The sequence below is a fragment of the Vibrio hepatarius genome (assembly GCF_018860525.1).
Taxonomy (GTDB): domain Bacteria; phylum Pseudomonadota; class Gammaproteobacteria; order Enterobacterales; family Vibrionaceae; genus Vibrio; species Vibrio hepatarius_B.
This window is the reverse complement of sequence record NZ_JAHKPM010000025.1, coordinates 49,663-70,638: the sequence shown is the minus strand read 5'-3', so window position 1 is coordinate 70,638 and position 20,976 is coordinate 49,663. Positions and strand designations below refer to the sequence as shown.

Annotated in this window: 19 protein-coding genes; 14 read left to right on the top strand and 5 right to left on the bottom strand. The window is 41.1% G+C overall.

The window, feature by feature from the left end; all coding sequences use genetic code 11:
* The first annotated feature begins 88 nt into the window (after positions 1-88).
* Positions 89-1,156 carry a DNA polymerase IV gene (dinB, locus tag KO511_RS07515; protein ID WP_215986833.1) on the top strand — a complete coding sequence of 356 codons (1,068 nt, stop codon included), beginning with the start codon at positions 89-91 and terminating at the stop codon, positions 1,154-1,156.
* On the opposite strand, the gene KO511_RS07510 is transcribed toward dinB, so the two are convergent.
* Positions 1,135-3,090: a RecQ family ATP-dependent DNA helicase gene (locus KO511_RS07510; protein WP_215986832.1), complete on the bottom strand. Its 1,956-nt coding sequence runs from the start codon at positions 3,088-3,090 to the stop codon at positions 1,135-1,137. The genes dinB and KO511_RS07510 overlap by 22 nt on opposite strands.
* A 76-nt stretch (positions 3,091-3,166) precedes the next feature.
* Between KO511_RS07510 and KO511_RS07505 the strand changes: the two genes are divergently transcribed.
* The 3 genes from KO511_RS07505 to KO511_RS07495 all read left to right on the top strand — a co-directional run bounded on the left by KO511_RS07505 (position 3,167) and on the right by KO511_RS07495 (position 6,064).
* Entirely contained in the window at positions 3,167-3,643 is a 477-nt protein-coding gene (locus tag KO511_RS07505) for a GreA/GreB family elongation factor (protein WP_215986831.1), read from the top strand.
* Between the two features lie 57 nt (positions 3,644-3,700).
* Positions 3,701-4,447, top strand: coding sequence for a YggN family protein (locus KO511_RS07500; protein WP_215986830.1), 747 nt, complete (start codon positions 3,701-3,703; stop codon positions 4,445-4,447).
* A gap of 252 nt (positions 4,448-4,699) precedes the next feature.
* Positions 4,700-6,064: a sodium-dependent transporter gene (locus KO511_RS07495; RefSeq protein ID WP_215986829.1), complete on the top strand. Its 1,365-nt coding sequence runs from the start codon at positions 4,700-4,702 to the stop codon at positions 6,062-6,064.
* A gap of 40 nt (positions 6,065-6,104) precedes the next feature.
* On the opposite strand, the gene KO511_RS07490 is transcribed toward KO511_RS07495, so the two are convergent.
* From KO511_RS07490 to KO511_RS07475, 4 genes are all read right to left on the bottom strand, one after another.
* Positions 6,105-7,196, bottom strand: a complete 1,092-nt coding sequence (locus KO511_RS07490) for a succinylglutamate desuccinylase/aspartoacylase family protein (RefSeq protein ID WP_215986828.1) — start codon at positions 7,194-7,196, stop codon at positions 6,105-6,107.
* Complete coding sequence (gene rimK / locus KO511_RS07485) at positions 7,156-8,061, bottom strand: 30S ribosomal protein S6--L-glutamate ligase (RefSeq protein WP_215986827.1); 906 nt, start codon at positions 8,059-8,061, stop codon at positions 7,156-7,158. Before rimK ends, KO511_RS07490 begins: the two co-directional genes overlap by 41 nt.
* A gap of 5 nt (positions 8,062-8,066) precedes the next feature.
* On the bottom strand, positions 8,067-8,501 hold the full coding sequence (locus KO511_RS07480) for an ATP-dependent zinc protease family protein (protein WP_215986871.1): 435 nt from the start codon (positions 8,499-8,501) through the stop codon (positions 8,067-8,069).
* A gap of 283 nt (positions 8,502-8,784) precedes the next feature.
* On the bottom strand, positions 8,785-10,257 hold the full coding sequence (locus KO511_RS07475) for an aminoacyl-histidine dipeptidase (RefSeq protein ID WP_215986826.1): 1,473 nt from the start codon (positions 10,255-10,257) through the stop codon (positions 8,785-8,787).
* Positions 10,258-10,878: 621 nt separating this feature from the next.
* On the opposite strand from KO511_RS07475, the gene KO511_RS07470 reads away from it, so the two are divergent.
* The 10 genes from KO511_RS07470 (at position 10,879) to ribBA (ending at position 20,875) form a co-directional block, all read left to right on the top strand.
* Complete coding sequence (locus KO511_RS07470; RefSeq protein ID WP_215986825.1) at positions 10,879-12,168, top strand: NCS2 family permease; 1,290 nt, start codon at positions 10,879-10,881, stop codon at positions 12,166-12,168.
* A gap of 66 nt (positions 12,169-12,234) precedes the next feature.
* On the top strand, positions 12,235-12,699 hold the full coding sequence (gene tet(34) / locus KO511_RS07465) for an oxytetracycline resistance phosphoribosyltransferase domain-containing protein Tet(34) (RefSeq protein WP_215986824.1): 465 nt from the start codon (positions 12,235-12,237) through the stop codon (positions 12,697-12,699).
* Between the two features lie 229 nt (positions 12,700-12,928).
* On the top strand, positions 12,929-14,176 hold the full coding sequence (gene frsA, locus KO511_RS07460) for an esterase FrsA (protein WP_215986823.1): 1,248 nt from the start codon (positions 12,929-12,931) through the stop codon (positions 14,174-14,176).
* 107 nt (positions 14,177-14,283) lie between these two features.
* Positions 14,284-14,673: a sigma factor-binding protein Crl gene (gene crl / locus KO511_RS07455; RefSeq protein WP_125321870.1), complete on the top strand. Its 390-nt coding sequence runs from the start codon at positions 14,284-14,286 to the stop codon at positions 14,671-14,673.
* 189 nt (positions 14,674-14,862) lie between these two features.
* Positions 14,863-15,996 carry a glutamate 5-kinase gene (gene proB / locus KO511_RS07450; RefSeq protein ID WP_215986822.1) on the top strand — a complete coding sequence of 378 codons (1,134 nt, stop codon included), beginning with the start codon at positions 14,863-14,865 and terminating at the stop codon, positions 15,994-15,996.
* A gap of 13 nt (positions 15,997-16,009) precedes the next feature.
* On the top strand, positions 16,010-17,260 hold the full coding sequence (locus KO511_RS07445; RefSeq protein WP_215986821.1) for a glutamate-5-semialdehyde dehydrogenase: 1,251 nt from the start codon (positions 16,010-16,012) through the stop codon (positions 17,258-17,260).
* Between the two features lie 225 nt (positions 17,261-17,485).
* A complete protein-coding gene (gene nrdR / locus KO511_RS07440) occupies positions 17,486-17,935 on the top strand; it encodes a transcriptional regulator NrdR (RefSeq protein WP_125321875.1) in 450 nt (149 codons plus the stop codon).
* Between the two features lie 14 nt (positions 17,936-17,949).
* A complete protein-coding gene (ribD, locus tag KO511_RS07435) occupies positions 17,950-19,050 on the top strand; it encodes a bifunctional diaminohydroxyphosphoribosylaminopyrimidine deaminase/5-amino-6-(5-phosphoribosylamino)uracil reductase RibD (protein WP_171361500.1) in 1,101 nt (366 codons plus the stop codon).
* 2 nt (positions 19,051-19,052) lie between these two features.
* Positions 19,053-19,703 carry a riboflavin synthase gene (locus KO511_RS07430; RefSeq protein ID WP_215986820.1) on the top strand — a complete coding sequence of 217 codons (651 nt, stop codon included), beginning with the start codon at positions 19,053-19,055 and terminating at the stop codon, positions 19,701-19,703.
* Between the two features lie 62 nt (positions 19,704-19,765).
* Positions 19,766-20,875, top strand: a complete 1,110-nt coding sequence (gene ribBA, locus KO511_RS07425; protein ID WP_215986819.1) for a bifunctional 3,4-dihydroxy-2-butanone-4-phosphate synthase/GTP cyclohydrolase II — start codon at positions 19,766-19,768, stop codon at positions 20,873-20,875.
* Positions 20,876-20,976 lie beyond the last annotated feature (101 nt).

The following is a 20,976-nucleotide window of genomic DNA, read 5'->3' as shown; positions in this document are numbered from 1 at the left end:
ATTATCTGAAAGCAAAACTGTAATTTATCCTTGGCGTTAAAGCGAATAATTATTATACTGGTTTTTTATACAGTATTCGTTGTTGTTTATGGATCAAACTAGGGTAAGAAAAATTATCCATATTGATATGGATTGCTTTTATGCTGCGGTTGAGATGCGTGATAATCCAAGCTATCGTGACCGACCTTTAGCCGTCGGGGGGCGTGAAAAGCAAAGAGGGGTGATAAGTACCTGTAATTATGAAGCGCGAAAATACGGTATTAGAAGTGCAATGCCAACAGGGAAAGCACTTAAGTTATGCCCGAGCCTTATCGTAGTGCCTGGTCGTATGCCGGAGTACAAGCAAATCTCCCAGCATATTCGAGGTATTTTTTCTCGTTATACGTCTCTTATTGAGCCTTTGTCTTTAGATGAAGCGTACTTAGATGTGACGGAATGCCAATTATATCAAGGTTCTGCGACTTTAATAGCACAAGCTATTCGAAATGATATTTTTCAGGAGTTAAACCTTACTGCATCAGCGGGTGTTGCTCCAATTAAATTCTTAGCCAAGGTTGCTTCAGATTTAAATAAGCCAAATGGTCAATATGTGATTTCGCCAAGTCGTTTACAGCTAGAAGTAGACAAGCTTCCACTAGAAAAAATCCCTGGAGTTGGTCGAGTAAGTTTGGGCAAATTGCACAAAGCAGGCTTGTTTACGTGTTTGGATGTTAAAAAGAGTGATTATCGTAGCTTGCTTTTAGATTTTGGTCGCCTCGGTGCTGCGTTATGGAGTAAAAGTCATGGTATTGATAATCGTCCTGTAGTGGTCGAGCGTGAGCGAAAATCTGTAGGAGTTGAAAGTACATTTAGTCAAAACATTATGACTTTTGAGCAGTGTTGGCATGTGATTGAGAATAAATTATTTCCTCAACTTGAAATTAGGCTGGCAAAAGTATCCCAAGAAAAATCAATATTAAAACAAAGTGTTAAGGTGAAGTTTGCAGATTTTCAGCAGACAACTATTGAGCATATTCACCCAGAGTTAGATCTAGGCTATTTTAAAGTACTACTTCGGGACATTCTTAAGCGACAAAAGGGCAGAGAGATTCGCTTGTTAGGCTTGAGTGTTATGCTCAAACCGGAAGAAGACAATCAGCAATTAAGCTTTTTCTGAACATCATTTTGTGAGGCTATCATATTAAGCACTTGTTGATATGGATAGTTACTAAGCTCACCAAACCCGACCATCTTCTTCGCTTTTATTTTTGTAAACCATGGAATGGTAATACCACAAAGAAATTTTGCTTTGATGGCATCTGATAATGATGTCGAGACTTTTTCGAGTTCCTGTAGCCACCTGCCGATATCTTCTAAACCATTAATTATATTAGTTTTCTCGGGCCAAGCTTTAGTTTCTCCTCGACAGACACTGCAATGACCGCATTGTTTAGGGGCGTTTAGATCAGAGAAATAGCTTGCCAGAGCATGATTTAGACACTGATTGGATTTAAATAGATGCAATAGATTATGAATACGATCTATGTCGCTGTGCTCTTTGTTTTTGAATAAGGCTGATAGTTGATTAGCCATTTGCTCTGGAGAGGTTTTGATTTCATTAACTCGGTAAACTTCAGTCATTAGTTTACTTTCTAGTTCTATCCAACCTTGCTGGTGAAAGTAATCGAGGGCGGAAATAGCTCTATTACGTTCACCTTGGTAGTTATGCCAAAGTTCGTCAAAGTCAACCTGACACCATATTTTAGCTTTTGAAGTACTATCAAATAGCGCTTGAGTAAATACGCGTCTTTCACCATTAAATTGCGTTATTATTTCACTTTGTGGTACCAGAAATTTAAATCGATATTCTGCGAAGTAGATATATTGAGCACTGATAACCTCTTGCAATTCCATATAGACTAGCAAGGTTTTGAGTGGTAGTTGTCGAATGTTGCTTTGGTTTGAAAGTCGTGAAATGACGACTTCCCATTGAGGTATTGATGAAGTAGCTTGCTGTATCACGTCGAGGATTTCTGTATATTCAGGCGTATCGCCAAAAATATAGTTTTCTAGTGTACAAACTCCTTCTTCATTTGCCAGTAATAGGCATTGCGAGGGGTGTCCATCTCGACCAGCACGGCCGATTTCCTGAGCATAATTTTCAATCGACTTCGGTAAATCAAAATGAATCACTCGGCGAATATCTGATTTATCCACCCCCATCCCAAAAGCAATGGTTGCAACGATGCAGTTGGTTTGACCTGACATAAACTTGTGTTGGATATTTTCTCGTTGATGACTTTTTAGGCCAGCATGATATGCCATGGTATCAATTCCCTCAGAGATCAACAGCTTGGAAATTATCTCAGCGGTATTTTGTTGGGTAACGTAAACAATAGTAGTTAGCTTAGGCTTTTGATTAATAATAGAAAGTAATGCAGATTTTTTTTCTTCAACTGAACACGGAAGGATTGAAATATCTAGATTGTGGCGATAAAACCCAGTGACAGTAATATCGTCCTTATCAATATTAAACTTATGGCCCATATCGTTTAACACAGCTTGTGTTGCTGTTGCGGTTAAGAGCAATACCTGAGGTATAGAAAGTTCCTGCTGTATTTGGGGGAGCTTTAAATAATCAGGACGAAAGTTATGCCCCCACTCTGAAATGCAATGTGCCTCGTCGACCACCAATAATGAGATGCTTTGTTGTGACAAAAATTGGCGAAAGCGCTCGTTTTTCAGTCTTTCAACGGAGACCATCAAAATGTTAACCTCTCCATTTTGCACATTGTTCATTGTTGTTTGAATTTCTTGCTTACTTTGACCTGAATGGAGTGAAGCGGCTTCGATTCCTTTATTGTGTAAAAATGACAATTGATCTTTCATAAGGGCTAGTAATGGCGAGATCACTAGCGTGAGATGAGGAAGGCATAAAGCCGAAAGCTGATAGCATAGTGATTTTCCTGAGCCGGTGGGAAAGATAGCAGCACATGACTTACCGTTTAAGACCTTTTCAATGACTTGATATTGGCCTTCCCTAAGTTGTTCAAAACCAAAACGTTGTTGCAAACATGTATAAATGATTTCTTGAGTATTTGAAGTCTGCATTTTCCATTACCAGTATGAGGATGGTGCTTGAGATAGTATTCTAGAGAGAATATTGGCTGAGGAACATGGTTTTAGTATGAATAAGTTTGAGCTACGGCAAGCAATATTACTAGAGATGGAGAATTCTTTGTCTATAGCACATAGTGCGACGCAAAGAGCGATTGAATCGGCAACCGATGAACAAACGGTTCCTGAGCATAAATACGATACTTTAGCTTTAGAAGCTTCTTACTTAGCTCATGGCCAAGCTATGCGGGTTGAAGAGTGTGAGCGTGAGCTTAGCCAGATGAAACAATTGCAGTTACCTCAAAAGAGTGAAGTTGTGACACTTGGGAGTTTGGTTGGCCTTTTGGATGACAATGATGAGCCTAAGTGGTTTTTTGTAGCACCATGTGCGGGAGGTTTAAAAGTAGATTATCAGCAGCAACGAGTGATGCTAGTGACATTAAATTCTCCCCTTGGGCAGGCGCTAAAAGGTAAATCTATCGGTGATGAAGCTGAATATAAAGTGGGCCAAGCAAGTTTTAGTTATCAAATCGATACAATAATTTGACGCAAGGCGGCAAATTGTTTGATACGGTTTGGAAGTATTCAACAAAGCGAGATAAAAATGAAACAAGTGTTTTTGACGATACCTCTGCTGATTATGGTGAGCCAAGTCAATGCTGCTCAATGTAAAGTCGACTTAAAAAGCGATATTAAGCTAAATGGCGAGAGGCTAGAGATTCATCAGGAAAGTGGTAATACAGCAGTGGTTGATTCGGATAACAGACTGTTGATTGAAGGGAAGGAAGTGGTTCTAGAGCCTGAACAAAAACAGGCAATCTCAGACTATCGTGCTCATTTGAATGACTACCTTCCGCGCGCGAAAAAAATTGCTCGTGATGGACTCACGCTTGCAAACGATATCATAGATGATGTAGGTAGAAGTTTTGATGCGCCAGATGCGTTTGAAAGTGTTAAAGCATCGATGCAAGAGTTCTACGCCGACATTGAACAAAGGTACTACAAAGAAGGAGATTTAATTCTACCAGCAGATACTTTTTCGTCTTTAAGCGAAACTTGGTCTCAAGACTTTGAAAATGCAAAAAAACTTTTTAATCAAGAGTTTATATCGAGTGCTTTCACGGCGATGTCTGAGAAAATGAAAGCTGAAGATGGGATTAACCTGACTCAAATGGCTGAAACTATGAGTGAGCTTAAGGAGCGGATAGCGACTCGACTCAAAAAGCATGCTGGAGAAGTAGAGAAGCAAAGCCAAGAGTTTTGTGACTCTTTGGATGATCTTGCCCAAGAAGAAAAAGAACTGCATCAGATAATCCCACAGCTTCAAGATTATCAGGTATTTACTATTTAACTTGCACCTGAAACTATGAGTTAGATATTTTTGATAGAGCGCTTTTAGGCGCTCTTGATGTATACGCCATTCTTTTTCTATTTAATTAGATACTTATTGATAGAGTAATTATTTTTGTAAAGAATTATTTACGTTCTGTGATGTGTTTTTTTCTGAGTAAGTAATGATTAGTACCTTATATCTCTGGAGTGTAATGAAAGATTGTAATATCGTACTAGCCAACTAGTTTATAGATGCGGTACTTAAGGTCGTATGACACCCACAGACAACTTCGAATCTCGGGAGCACTTTGGCTCTCGTTTAGGCTTTATTTTAGCGGCGGCAGGCGCTGCTGTTGGGTTAGGTAATATATGGGGTTTTCCTACACAGGCAGCAAGTAATGGGGGAGGGGCCTTCTTACTCGTCTACCTAATCATGATTTTGACCGTTGCTTTTCCGATGCTTGTTGTTGAGATGGCTATTGGCCGTCATGGGCAAGCTAACCCAGTCGATAGTATGCGTTCCCTAACGTCTAACCAAACAATGAAAAAGTTTGGTGCTATGGTTGGCTGGATTGGTTTGAGTGTACCCAGTTTGGTGCTCGCCTTTTACAGTATTGTTGGAGGCTGGCTTATATGTTTTCTCTTAGGTGCTATCACTGAAGTTGCAGGTTTAGAATTGGCAACAGAGTGGCTGCAAGGTTTTAGTGTCGAGCGCAATTTATTTGGTACTTTGGTTTTTTATGTGCTGACAATCTTGATAGTTCAAGGTGGCGTAAAGCAAGGTATTGAAAAATGGTCAACTCGTCTTATGCCTGCGCTATTTATTCTTTTTGGGTTGTTGTTCGTTTATATCATGACTCAAACTGGCGCAACAGAAGGGTTGCAGCATTATCTGGTCCCCGATTTTAATAAGATAATGGATGGTAAATTGATCTTGGCTGCTATGGGGCAAGGCTTCTTCTCCTTGACCATTGGCGGCTGTTCTATGCTTATTTATGGTTCTTATCTCAGTAAGAAAGAAAATCTACCCAAGATGGCGATGCACGTTACGCTTGTTGATACCTTGGTGGCATTCATCGCTGGATTAGTGGTGATGCCTGCTATGTTTGTTGCTATGCATAAAGGTGTCCAGATCTATGCCGAAGATGGTGCCCTACTGAGCTCGGATACACTGGTATTTACTGTTCTTCCTTTGATGTTTGATAGCTTAGGTTTGTTGGGGCAGTTATTTGCGATAGTGTTCTTTACTTTATTGACAATTGCGGCGTTAACATCCTCTATTTCGATGTTAGAATGCCCAGTTGCTTTAGTTGGCGAGAGATTTAAAACCAAGCGCAGTACGACTAGTTGGGTTCTAGGTGGTCTGATTGCGTTATTTAGTACAGTAATAGTATTCAATTTTGGCAGTTTGTTTGGATTAGTTGCAACAGCAGCAACCCAATACCTTCAGCCTGTTGCTGCACTTTTGTTTTGTGTATTTGGTGGTTGGGTTTGGAATCGCCACTCCAAAATCAAAGAATTAGAACAGGGTTACCCAGAGTTTACTTTAGGTTGGTTTGGAAAATTTTGGCCACTCTATGTTAAGTTTGTTTGCCCTATTTTAGTGACCACAGTTATTTGGGCGTCATTCAGTTAAAAGAACAAAATAAAACACCTCATGTTGTATGAGGTGTTTATCAATTTGGTTGGGTGATTTGGCCTGTAGTGAGAGGTTCTAGATCCGCATCTGAGACCTCGTCGATAAAGTCCCCTACAACTTGCTCTACTTCTTGATCATCTTCTTCAAAATAGGCGAGGTGAAAGATGGCATCGCCTTCATTGACCAGCGGTAACGTCTGTTGCCCTATCACAATCCCTCCTTTGCGCGCTTTTAATGCGATCTCACTATGACCCAGTGGGGCGCTAATGTAGGCGAGTATCTGCCCACGAGTAACTTTTTCTCCTAATGTGACTACGGTTCTTAGAATGCCATTACTTTCTGCCCTTAGCCAGTTGGTTGATTTTGCTATCACCGAGGATGGCAAGCTTTTTCGACTTTTTCTAAGCATACCAATAGCCTGCATAACACGCTTAACCCCTAAAAATCCCGCGTTAATACATATGGGTTCAAAGCGTAGTGCTTCCCCTGCTTCATAAGTTAGAACTGGGATATTGAGTTGCTCAGCTTCGCTGCGCAATGAGCCAGGGCGCAAAGGGGCATCAATAATAACGGGGGTAGCGAAGGCCTGAGCGATGCGAAGAGTATCTATGTTAGTCAAGTTGGCACGGACTTGTGGTAAGTTAGTCCTATGTATTGAGCCTGTGTGTAGATCAATAATGTAATCGCAACGTTTTGCCAAATGAGAAAAAAAAGTGTAAGCCATCCGAGAGGCTAAAGAGCCTTTTTCACTTCCAGGGAAACAACGGTTGAGATCTCGCCTATCGGGAAGGTAACGTGATTTGTGAATGAAACCAAATACATTAACGATAGGGACTGCAATGAGTGTGCCTTTGAGTTTGTCGATCTCTATGGTGTCTATGAGCTGGCGAACAATCTCAACACCGTTAAGCTCATCACCATGGATTGCTGCATTCACCATAAGAACAGGCCCCGCCAATCTTCCGTTGATTATTTCAACAGTGATCGATAGAGGGGAATGTGTGTAGAGTTTTGCCGCCTCCAATTCAATGACCTTTCTCTCACCGGGGAGTATTGAATGACTGAGAAACTCAAATACGCGATTTTTTTTAGCCTTTGCCACGGGTTTTTGTCCTTTTACTTGCTGCATTCTTTTGGATAAATTCTATTATCATTCCAGCGATGTCTTTTCCGGTAGCCGCCTCAATCCCTTCAAGACCCGGTGAGGAATTGACTTCCATCACCAATGGGCCTCTAGAAGATCTTAGTAGGTCGACGCCAGCAACATTCAGTCCCATTATTTTAGCTGCTGCGATTGCGGTTCGGCGTTCTTGTGGTGTGATTTTTGTTAAAGATGCACTGCCACCGCGATGCAGGTTAGAGCGAAATTCGCCCTCAGCACCCTGACGTTTCATTGCTGCTATTACTTTGTCTCCGATAACAAAGCAGCGAACGTCGGCTCCTTCAGCTTCTTTGATGTATTCCTGAACCATAATGTTTGCCTTGAGCCCCATAAAAGCTTCAATTACACTTTCAGCCGCTTTACGTGTTTCTGCCAAAACGACTCCAATGCCTTGTGTACCCTCAAGAAGCTTGATAACTACTGGGGTACCACCAACCATTTCCAGCAGATCTTTAACATCATCAGGTTTACTCGCGAATCCTGTGATCGGCATCCCTACACCTTTGCGCGATAACAGCTGCATCGAACGAAGTTTGTCACGTGAACGAGTGATTGCTACTGATTCGTTGACTGGATATACGCCCATCATTTCAAATTGACGTAGCACGGCTGTACCATAAAAGGTCACCGAAGCACCAATTCTAGGAATAATAGCGTCAAATCCCGATAACTCTTCTCCTTTGAAGTGGATTTGTGGCTTATCCGAGTTGATATTCATATAACAGCGCAAGGCATCAATAACCTTGACTTCATGACCTCGGTTTTGCGCAGCTTCAATTAAGCGTTGATTCGAATACAAGTGTGCATTACGCGATAGAATTCCAATTTTCATTGAGCTCATTCCTTGAAAGGTATTAAATATGATTTGCTCGGATCAACTATGATGCGCTCTCGCATTGCAATTCGTCCCAAAAGCATGCGAAATGACATGTTTTCACGATTGGTGAGAGTAATTTCTATTGGCCAAGTTTGCCCTCCGAGTGAGCAAATGGATTCAATGACGTAGCGAGACTCTTCATGCCCTCCAGAGTCTCTTACTAGTCGCTCGTCAATAATAGGGGCCTCACAGATGATGGTTTCTTCTGTACTTCGTTGTCTCGGGTGAATCCAAAATCGAACCCAAGAAGCATTTTGCTTCTCAAACTTTTTCGTTTTAAAGGTATGCAGACATGAAGTACGCGCACCAGTGTCAACTTTGGCGTTAATTTGGGCTATTCCAAGTTCTGGAAGGTTAATGGTTTCTCGCCAACCAACCACCATTTTATTTTTTATCACAGTTTAACCTCAACCATTGATCAAACAAAAATTTTAACAAATTGTTTATTATGACAAAAAGCTTATTAAGATTGGCTAATGGTCTATTCAAATGAGGCTGCTATCCTAGCAATATTGGAGAAATTGGACGAACAGAAAAAACTCATCGTGACGACAAATAATATCTATCACTGTTGTTGGTTTCACTGCTTTATCGGAAAGCTAGACATTGTGGCAAGATGATAAGGAATATACAGGGGCTTAATACTTGCCCCTGTTGTATCTGAGGTAATTTCGCAGATTAGTTTTTTTCTGGGATAGCTTCAAGCAAAGCTACCATTTGCTCCCAATATAGCGCGACTGTATCTATTTTTACTTTCTCATCTGGAGAGTGGGGGAATTTTATGGTCGGGCCAAACGAGACCATATCCATATTTGGATAAGGATTTTTAAATAAGCCACATTCGAGACCTGCGTGGATAACCATAATGTTTGGTTTATGGCCATAGATGCCTTGATACATTTCGCGAAAAATGGACATAATCTCCGAGTCTGCGTCTGGCTTCCAACCTGGATAAGCTCCAGAAAATTCAATGCTAGCATTGGCAAGCTCTGCAATTGAGGTAAGTATGCTTTCTACTTGACTACGACCAGAGTCGATTAAAGAGCGCACAAGACAAAGTATCTTAATCGTGTTGGCTTCAGTACTGATAACCCCCACATTGAGTGACGTTTCGACCACACCTTCTATTTCATCACTCATACGTATAACCCCATTAGGGCATGCATTAAGTGCTGCAATAAAGCGCTGTTGGTCGGCAACGGAGAGCACCTTTTCGGTTGGCTCTATCTCTTGATTAAGAGAAATGATACTGGTTTCCGTTTTTCCTAACTCTTGCTGTATTTGGTTAGTATATGCATTGAATAAGTCTGCCAACTTTGATTCATTTTCAGCAGGTATAGCAACGGTCACGAAAGCTTCACGAGGGATGGCATTACGAAGGCTTCCTCCACGAAATTCAATCAAACGTAGATCTAACTCTTGAGCGTGACCGGCAAGAAAGCGAGCAACGAGTTTGTTGGCGTTGCTTCGACCGGTATGTATATCACAGCCAGAGTGCCCACCCTTTAGACCTTTCATGGTAAGCTGACGAGTAGTGTAGCCATTGGGAATCGCTTCGCGTTGAATGTCGAAAGCTATTTCACCATCAACACCACCAGCGCAACCCATGTATACTTCACCTTCTTGTTCGGAATCAGTATTGAGTAAGATCACTCCTTCTAGCCAACCAGCTTCCAGCCCAAAAGCACCTGTCATACCTGCTTCTTCATCGATAGTCAGCAAGACTTCTAATGGTCCATGCTTGATATCATTAGAAGCGAGTACAGATAAACATGACGCCATACCCATGCCATTATCCGCACCAAGCGTTGTGCCTTTCGCTGTCACCCACTCGCCATCAATGTAAGGCTGGATTGGATCCTTAGTGAAATCATGGACGGTGTCCTCATTTTTCTGCGGGACCATATCAATATGGGCTTGCAGTACGACCCCTTTCTTATTTTCCATACCAGGTGTTGCAGGTTTTTTGATAAATACATTACCCACGGTATCTCTTCGAACGGCCAAGTTCTGCTCTTTGGCCCAGCCTATTATGTACTGAGCTAGTGCTTCCTCATGTTTAGAAGGATGTGGGATGGAGCAAATCTTGTCGAAAAACTGCCATACAAGGCTAGGTGACAAGTTGCTTATTGCAGAATGGAATTCAGACACAGATGACTCCTTAACTGTGGTGAGGAAAGTTTTGGCAAATGACTTTAAAACCTCACCATTGTGCAAGGCTTGTTTAGCCGACGAACTCTAACTCCTGAGAATATCACCACCCGATGTTGTGTAGTAGTAAAAGTGAGCAAAAATTTATTTTTTCGTCACATAAATACCATGTAGGTTAGGTGTGATGAAGTGATAATTATTGTTTATGTATGAGTCGTTTTAGCTGATATCTAATTTAATTCTTTAAGAAGGCGATAGTTATGAAAGAATTACTATGCGTGCCATATTGTGTATTCTATTTGTACCTACAACTTAGTTTTTAAACAGCCATTGATGTTTAAAAACTAAGCTCATTTACTCTTTAAGTTAGAATTTTATCGCAGTTGATTAAGAACTAATATGACTCTATCGATATTCAACTTGAGTGGCGTTTTTTATTAACTTTTGAACTCAAAGGTATTTTTGTCTTGATCAGTAAGATGTTACGTTATTCGAATTGATACCCTAACAATAGAATACTCGACTGTAGCTCAAATCTATCTGGAATTTGAAATTATTAGACTCTATAATTCCGCCAATCGATTACGCAACCGTTTACTTTCTCACCTTTGGAACTCGATTATGTTCGAAAAAATTTTTAAGCTCAGTGAATACGGTACGAACGTAAAAACTGAGATTATTGCTGGTCTAACGACTTTCTTGACCATGGCATACATCATTTTTGTTAACCCTGCAATTTTAGCCGATGCAGGCATGGATCACGGTGCCGTATTTGTAGCGACGTGTCTTGCGGCTGCCATCGGTTGTTTTATTATGGGTTTTGTTGCAAATTATCCTATAGCACAAGCGCCAGGTATGGGACTGAATGCCTTCTTTACTTATGCTGTTGTTCTTGGCATGGGCTATACATGGCAAGTTGCTTTAGCCGCGGTGTTTGTTTCTGGTCTGCTCTTCATTCTATTGAGTGTGTTTAAAATTCGTGAGTGGATCATACATTCTATACCTCTGTCACTTCGCACTGGTATCTCTGCAGGTATTGGGCTGTTTCTGGCTTTTATCGCATTAAAGAATGCAGGCATTGTGGTTGATAACCCAGCGACTTTAGTATCCTTAGGAGCCATAACATCTCTACCAGCAGTCTTAGCCTCTGTGGGTTTTTTCTTGACAATTGCTTTAGTTAATCGAGGTGTAAAAGGTGCCGTCATGATTGCTATTTTGGTTGTTACTGGCTTAGGCTTAGCTTTTGGTGATATACAATGGGCAGGCATTATGTCGGCTCCACCGAGTATTGCGCCAACTTTCTTACAACTCGATTTTTCTGCTGTGTTTGAAGTTGGGATGATTTCGGTCGTTTTTGCTTTCTTATTTGTTGATTTGTTTGATACCGCGGGAACCTTGGTTGGTGTTACACAGAAAGCAGGTTTAATGGATAAAGATGGCAAAATTCCCCGCTTGAGCAAAGCTTTATTAGCTGATTCAACGGCTACATCTGTAGGCGCATTACTCGGTACATCAAATACCACATCGTATATTGAGAGTGTATCTGGTGTTGCTGCTGGTGGGCGAACGGGTTTAACGGCTGTTGTCGTTGGTATTTTATTTCTACTTGCTTTATTCTTTTCACCGTTGGCGGGGATGATTCCAGCTTATGCGACGGCTGGTGCATTGTTTTATGTAGCTATTTTGATGTTATCAGGTTTAGCGAGTATTGACTGGCGTGATTTGACAGAAGCTGCCCCCGTTGTTGTTACCTGTCTTCTTATGCCTTTGACTTTCTCGATTGCTGAAGGCATTTCTTTGGGTTTTATTGCTTATGCTGCAATAAAGTTATGTAGTGGTAAAGGTCGAGATGTTTCTCTTAGTGTCTGGGTTATGTCGATAATCTTTATCCTAAAATATATATTTGCTTAGCGGTTTTAATACGGATTATCTCACTATTAACAGTAGGATAAACGGTCAAATAATTGGGTTATTACAATGACTAAGAAGTTCATTATTACGTGGGATCAAATGCATGCCTACTGTCGAGAGCTCGCTGAAAAGCAAATGCCAGCTGACCAGTGGAAAGGAATATGGGCAGTGAGTCGAGGTGGTCTTGTACCTGGCGCTATTTTAGCTCGCGAGCTTGGTATTCGTTATGTCGACACCATTTGTATTTCTAGCTACGATCATGATCATCAGCGTGACATGAGTGTACTCAAAGCACCGGAGGGAGATGGTGAGGGTTACCTAATAATTGAAGATTTAGTTGATAGTGGAGATACTGCACGAAAGCTACGGGAACTTTACCCAAGAGCTAAGCTTATTGCCGTTTGTGCTAAACCATCTGGTGCCCTTCTTCTTGATGATTATGTTGTAGATATTGAACAAGAAACTTGGATTGAGCAACCTTGGGATATGGCAATCCAGTATGTAGAACCAATTAATCGCAAGCAGAAGTAATCTGCTGTAGCCAAACTAAAACAACGGTTCTCGATGAGAACAGTTGTTTAAATCAATGGTTGAAAGTGAAGTGGTCCTTAGAGGATCACTTTTGTTTTCAGCCGTATTTAGCCATAGTGCTCATACATACGTAGCCTAGTGTTAGCTTGTATATTAAACGACAATTCAAAGCTGATTTTTAACGCTACTCAAGTATACAATGCAGGAAATTTTATGATTAGGCCATGTTATGTCTGAAGAAGTGAGCAAAAACCTATCAGAAACACTGTTCACCAATCACAAGCAAGCCAAAGAAACGTCTTCACTTACTCACTATATGCCAAGTAGTCAGAAAATACTGGATGATAAGCGTGAGTTAGACGGTTCTAAATGGTATCGAAATATGCAGCGAATGCAGTGGACATGGCAAGGTGTCGATCCAATAGAAGCTGAAGCTGTTTTAGCTAAAATAGCTTTTTCCAAGCATTCGAGGAGCCATGATGAATGGCTCGATACTGTGATGGGATATCATAGCGGGAACTGGACTTACGAGTGGACTAAATTGGGTATGTTGCATACCAAACGTTCTAATGAACTTGAGGGTGAAGACGCTGCTGATGAGTTATTTAATGCGTCTTTGTGTTTTAGTATTGCAGGTTATCCTCATCTTAAGAATGACAACTTAGCATCTCAAGCTCAGGTTCTTGCTAGCAATGCTTACTCAGAAGCCGCCAAAAAAACACAATATATAGTTAAAAAATTAGAAATTCCATTTCAAAATAAACGTATTATTGCTCATTTACATTTAACTAGTACAGACAAACCGCAGCCTGTTGTCATGGTCAGTGCTGGATTGGATAGCCTACAAACGGATCTATGGAAGCTTTTTCGAAATCACCTAGCGGCAAAAAATATTGCGATGTTGACTGTTGATATGCCTTCAATAGGACATAACAATCATTGGTCATTGACTGAAGATACCTCTCGCTTACATCAAGTTGTTCTTAATGAACTGTTTCATATTCCATGGGTGGATCATCATAGAGTGGGTTTGTTAGGTTTTCGTTTTGGAGGCAATGCGATGGTGAGGCTTTCATTTGTTGAGCAAGACAAACTGAAAGCTTGTGTCAGTTTGGGAGCTCCAATTCATGATGTTCTTTCCTCGCCAGAGAAATTGAAAAAAATGCCTAAGATGTACCTTGATGTTCTGGCTTCTCGTCTCGGTAAAAATGCAGTGGATATTAATAGTTTAGCAGGACAACTCATGGCTTGGTCGCTTAAAGTTCAGGGCATACTGTCGAGTCGCAAAACCAAAGTTCCTATTTTAGCGATGAGTTTAGAAAATGATCCTGTCTCTCCCCATAGTGATAATCAGTTAGTTGCATTATTTAGCGACTATGGAAAAGCAAAGAAAATCAGCGCAAAAACAATTACACAGGGGTATGAGCAATCCCTCGATTTGGCGATCAAATGGTTGGAGGATGAGTTAATTAGATGACAAAACACATAAATTAGTCAACACTTATATATGGGCAATGCCCAAACAAAGTGGTCCTGATTTTTGCTCATCATAATTACAACAGATATTGAATATGGAGATTCATTATGTCTGAACAGCCAAAAAATCCAACCCATTACCGTTTACTATCTACGCTAAAAGCAATTGGCCCTTATCTAAGAGAGGCACAATGTGAACAAGGTAAATATTTGTTCGATTGTCTTTCTGTGTGCGTTAATGACAAGAAATCACCAGAAGAACGAGAGTTTTGGGGGTGGTGGTTAGAACTAGAGCAAGAGGGGGAAGCATTCGAGGCAAAATATTGCATTGGTTTATATGATGCCCAAGGAGACTGGATGGACGAGAAGCTACCTAAAAAAGCAATTGCGGAAGTCTACCGTACTCAAGAAGGTTTTCATAAAAAGCTTATCGATACTCTTGCTACTCAATTTGGTATGACTCTTGACTTTCATAAAGAATCTACTGAATTTGTTTAAATAAATCTTTTAATAAGTTTTTAGATTAAAAAAGGCGCTAAGTAGCGCCTTTTCTGCTTGTTAATTTCTGCTTTGATTGTTACAACACTATGTTCAGAACAACTAGCAGTGATCAATCAACTTGATTGCTTAGCTAGGGACAACAGACCCTAGTGAATAGACTATTTTAATTTTCATAGCAGATAGACAATGAATCAAAAATGCGCACATGTTGCGAGTCGTCAAACCGTTGTTATTAAATTAGGTACCAGTGTATTAACTGGTGGTACATCGGCGCTAGATAGATCTCACATGGTAGAGTTAGCAAGGCAATGTTCAGAATTAAAAAAGCAAGGTCACTCTGTCGTAATAGTTTCTTCAGGGGCTATAGCAGCTGGGCGAGAACACTTAGATTATCCCACACTAGCTAATTCCATGGCGAACAAGCAGCTTCTTGCCGCAGTCGGTCAAAGTCAACTTATCCAAACTTGGGAAGCATTGTTTGGTATTTATGGCATCAAAATTGGTCAAATGCTGTTAACTCGTGCTGATTTGGAAGACCGTGAACGCTTTCTAAATGCTCGAGATACTATTAACGCTTTGGTTAGTAATGATATTGTTCCTATCGTAAACGAAAATGATGCCGTTGCGACAAGTGAAATCAAAGTCGGAGATAATGATAATCTTTCCGCTCTTGTTGGCATTTTATGTAGTGCTGACAAGCTTTTATTACTCACAGATCAAAAGGGGTTGTTTACAGCAGACCCACGTAAAGATCCTAATGCTGAGTTGATTAAAGAAGTAAAAACAATTGATGATACGCTACGAAAGATAGCGGGTGATAGCGGGACTACCTTGGGTACTGGCGGAATGGCAACCAAGCTGCAAGCCGCCGATATTGCTCGCCGTGCTGGGATTGAGGTGATTATTGCTGCCGGTAGTGCACCTAATGTGGTGTTTGACTCTCTTAGTGTTGAGCCGCAAGGCACCCGTTTTCTACCTATTGAAGAGGCTTTGGAAAGTCGTAAACGCTGGATTTTAGCCGGGCCAGCTGCGTCAGGTGATATTGTAATTGACGACGGAGCAATGAAAGCCGTTTTGTCTCGAGGTAGCAGCCTATTGGCCAAAGGTGTGATTGGAGTGATCGGTGAATTTTCTCGCGGAGAGGTGGTTAGAATTACCGACCAGAAGGGAGTGTTAATCGCTCGCGGTATTTCGAGTTATTCTAGTCAGGATATGACTAGGATCATCGGCAAACACAGTAAAGATATTTTAGGCATTTTGGGCTACGACTATGGTAGTGAAGTATTGCACCGAGATGATATGGTCGTTATTCAAGAATAATGAGGTAATAAGAGTGGAACTGATTTCTATAGGTGAAGCTGCAAAGCAAGCTGCATTTCAACTAGTCAACGCATCAACAACACAAAAGAATCAAGCTTTGGCTTTTATTGCTGATGAACTAGAAGACAATTGTGAAGATATTCTAGCAGCAAATGCAAAAGATATTGAGCTTGGTAGAGAGTCGGGGATGACAGATGCATTGCTAGATCGTCTGTTACTCACTGAAGCTCGGTTAATTGCAATGGCAAATGATGTCAGAAATGTTATCAAACTCGATGACCCTGTTGGAAGCGAAATTGACAGTAAAGTATTGGAAAACGGTATGTCTTTGGCTCGCCGGCGTGTACCGCTGGGGGTTGTTGGTGTTATTTATGAAGCACGTCCGAATGTTACTATTGATATTGCTTCCTTATGCCTGAAAACAGGTAATGCGAGTATTCTCCGTGGTGGGAAAGAAACGTTTTTTTCCAATATGCAGCTGGTTAAAGTCATTCAATCAGCTCTTGAAAGGGCTAAGCTACCAGCGGCTTCGGTTCAATATATTGAAAAACCAGATAGAGAGTTAGTGTCTCAGCTTTTGAAACTTGATGATTATGTTGACATGATTATTCCACGAGGTGGTGCTGGTCTACATAAAATGTGCAAAGAAAATAGCTCTATTCCTGTCATTATTGGTGGCTTTGGCATCAGTCATATTTTTGTTGATGAAAGTGCTGATTTGGAAAAATCATTAAATGTGGTCGAAAATGCCAAGATTCAGCGCCCATCTGCATGCAATGCCTTAGATACATTGTTAGTTCACCGTAGTGTTGCTGCTGAGTTTTTTTCCAATTTAAAGCAACGAATACAGAGTAAAGTAACTTTTGTTGCTGAGCCTCAAGCAAAGGTATTGCTCGACGGTGCTGAAAATATCCGCAACAGTACTGAAGGCGATTTTGATACTGAATGGTTGAATTATACCTTAGGCGTGAAAGTCGTTGACGATCTTACTGAAGCGATTGAGCATATGCGGGTTCATAATGCTAGTCATTCAGATGCTATTATGACTAATAGCCTAGAAAATGCTGAGCGATTTATTAACTCAGTAGATTCAGCTGCAGTCTATGTCAACGCATCGACTCGTTTTACAGATGGCGCTCAATTTGGTTTGGGGGCGGAGGTTGCGGTGTCAACACAAAAACTACATGCACGTGGTCCAATGGGTCTTGAAGAACTCACTAGTTATAAATGGGTAGGAAAGGCAGATTACTTAGTTCGTAGCTAAATCTTTTTTGTGTGAATATTGAACAAGTTTGCCAAGGGTTAGCAAGAAGCATTAGCTTATTCTAATGATTTAGTCATCTTTGAGATGAAAAAAGGGGCGATATAGCCCCTTTTACTTTTCTTCGCTTTAGCAAATCCGTTACACTAGTAACGATATATTAAAGTAGCTTTGTTGATGTATTTCGGTCGTCAACCAAAGGCTATTTCAGTATATTATGGAGGTGATATGCATTGTCCTTTTTGCGCAGAGAATGATACCAAAGTGATCGATTCTCGTTTGGTGGCGGATGGTCACCAAGTTCGTCGTCGCAGGCAGTGTTTGGCCTGTAATGAGCGCTTTACCACTTTCGAAACTGCGGAATTGGTTATGCCTCGGGTGATTAAATCAAATGGAAACCGTGAACCATTCGATGAAGATAAAATGGTCGGTGGGCTTCAGCGTGCGCTAGAAAAGCGTCCTGTGAGTGCAGATTCAGTCGAACTCTCTATTAGTATGATCAAGTCACAGCTCCGAGCAACTGGTGAGCGAGAAGTGCCAAGCGAAATGATTGGTAATTTGGTGATGGATCAACTTAAAGAACTCGATAAGGTTGCCTATATTCGTTTTGCTTCCGTTTACCGAAGTTTCGAAGATATTCGAGAGTTTGGTGAAGAGATAGCTCGTTTAGAAGATTAACGGTTAGCATTACCATGTCTGAATTCTCTTCTCTAGATTTTCAAATGATGTCGCGTGCAATTGCTTTGGCAAAAGGCGGCATTTATACGACACCACCAAATCCGAATGTTGGGTGTGTCATTACGCTTAATGATCATATTATTGGTGAGGGGTTTCACTATCGTGCGGGTGAGCCACATGCTGAGGTAAATGCATTGGTAATGGCTGGAAATAAAGCCGCTGGCGCAACTGTGTATGTCACTCTTGAGCCTTGTTCTCACTACGGTAGGACCCCTCCGTGCGCCGCTGCTTTGATCCAAGCAAAAGTAGCAAAAGTTATCTGTGCAATGGAAGACCCTAACCCCAAAGTAGCCGGCATTAAGATGCTTCGTGAAGCCGGTATAGAAGTACAAGTTGGTCTTTTGAAAAGTGATGCACAAGCATTGAATCCAGCTTTTATTAAAAGGATGAAAACCGGACTTCCATTTGTACAACTGAAAATGGCGGCGAGTCTTGATGGACAAACAGCCTTGTCTAACGGTCAAAGTCAGTGGATTACTTCAACTCAGGCTCGCAGTGATGTACAAAGGTATCGAGCTCAGTCTGATGCAATTCTATCAACTAGCAAAACTGTGATTGACGATAATGCATCGTTAAATGTTCGCTGGGTAGAATTACCAGAATCAGTGAGAAATGAGCTTTCTGAGTGTGAGGTACGTCAACCTAAACGTGTCATTTTGGACCGGCAAAATAATCTCACACCTGAGCTTAAATTGTTCTCGACAGAAGGTATGAGAATAGTGGTTTCTGACCAAGGAGATATTCAGCCTCAATTGACTAACTCAGGCCTAATTGATTTAAAAACAACCTTTGCTGATTTAGCGTCAAACTTTGGTATTAATCATCTTTGGGTAGAGGCTGGTTCGACTCTCGCCAGTAGCCTAATCAAACAAGGCTTGGTTGATGAATTGGTACTGTATTTGTCCCCTAAAATAATGGGTAGTGATGGTCGAGGTTTGCTTGGCGCGCTTGGTTTACAGTCGATGGAGGATGTTGTTGAGTTGGATATTCAAAATATTAGGCAGATCGGCCCAGACATTCGCATTATTGCCCACGTAAAAACAAAGAATAAATAATTATGTTTACAGGAATTATTGAAGCTGTTGGGACATTGACAGCAATTACCCCTAAAGGTGAAGACATCAGTGTTACTGTTGCGGTTGGTAAACTTGATATGTCAGATGTCAAACTTGGCGATAGTATTGCTACGAATGGAGTTTGTCTGACCGTTATCAGTTGTAATGCCACGAGTTATAGTGCCGATTTGTCACTAGAGACGCTTAATAAAACAGGGTTTACTGATTATCAAGTTGGTAGTAAGGTCAATTTAGAAAAAGCGATGTTACCGACCACTCGATTTGGTGGCCATATTGTCTCAGGGCATGTCGATGGAGTGGGAGAAATTGTTGAACGCAATCAAGTGGGGCGAGCAATCGAATTTTGGGTATCTATGCCTTCAGAATTGTGTAAATACCTTGCTGAAAAAGGCTCAATAACCGTTGATGGTATTAGTTTAACAGTGAATGCGTTGCGTAAAAATGCTTTCAAGTTAACGATTGTGCCACATACTGGAGAAGAAACAACGATTGCTGATTTCCATGTTGGGCGTAAAGTAAATCTTGAAGTTGACGTATTAGCCCGTTATATGGAACGTCTTTTGAACAATCAGTCTTCACAACCAGAATCACGTTTAACTATGGAATTCCTCCAGCAAAATGGTTTTGCGTGATTAAGCATTACGAGTTGCTCTAAATAAATATAATTAACAGCACCAATAACAGGAATCAAGTCATGCCAATTTGTACGCCGCAAGAGATCATTGAAGACATTCGTTTAGGAAAAATGGTTATTTTGATGGATGATGAAGATCGTGAAAATGAAGGCGATCTAATCATGGCAGCGGAACATGTGACCTCCGAAGCAATTAATTTTATGGCGACCCACGGGCGAGGCCTTATTTGTCTGACTATGACAAAAGAGCGCTGCGAAAGCTTAGGCCTTCCCCCAATGGTGCAAGATAACAACGCGCAGTACACCACAAACTTTACTGTTTCAATTGAAGCCGCTCAGGGGGTGACAACAGGTATTTCTGCTGCTGATAGAGCTAGAACTGTACAAGCTGCGGTTGCCATAGATGCGAAAGCGGCTGATTTGGTTCAGCCAGGGCATATTTTCCCTCTTGCTGCGCAGGAAGGCGGTGTTTTGACTCGCGCTGGCCATACTGAAGCTGGGTGTGATCTTGCAAGGTTAGCGGGGCTTGAACCTGCGGGTGTTATAGTCGAAATTCTCAATGAAGATGGCACTATGGCTCGTCGTCCTGATTTAGAAGTATTTGCTGAAAAGCATGGCATAAAGCTTGGTACAATTGCCGATCTTATTGAGCATCGCAATAACACTGAGACGACGATTGAGCGTGTTGCGCAGTGCCTATTACCCACTGAATATGGCGAGTTTGAATTACTTACCTATAGAGACACGATTGATAACCAAATCCACTATGCTTTGTGTAAAGGTGATATTTCTAATCAAGCGCCATTAGTTCGAGTGCATTTACAAGATACTTTCACAGATTTGTTGCGTAGTGACAGAAATGCAGAACGTAGTTGGACTCTAGATAATGCGATGAAGCGTATTGGTGAAGATGGAGGTGTATTAGTTATTCTCGGTAATGAAGAATCAACAGAGCTTCTTATCCATCGTGTGAAAATGTTTGAAGCTCAGGATAAAGGACATGCACCTACATTAGCTAAAAAGCAGGGAACCTCGCGACGAGTTGGGGTTGGCTCGCAGATCCTAGCTGATATTGGTGTCCATGATATGCGTCTTCTCTCTTCAACGAATAAAAAATATCATGCCTTGGGTGGATTTGGTTTGAATGTGGTTGAGTACGTTTGTGAATAATGTTACGACTGAATAGTTCTTTAGCTAAAATAACCATTCAGGCACATCTTTTGAGAGCTGCCCTGCTTGCTGAGGAATGGCAAATTTCCATTAGATATTGA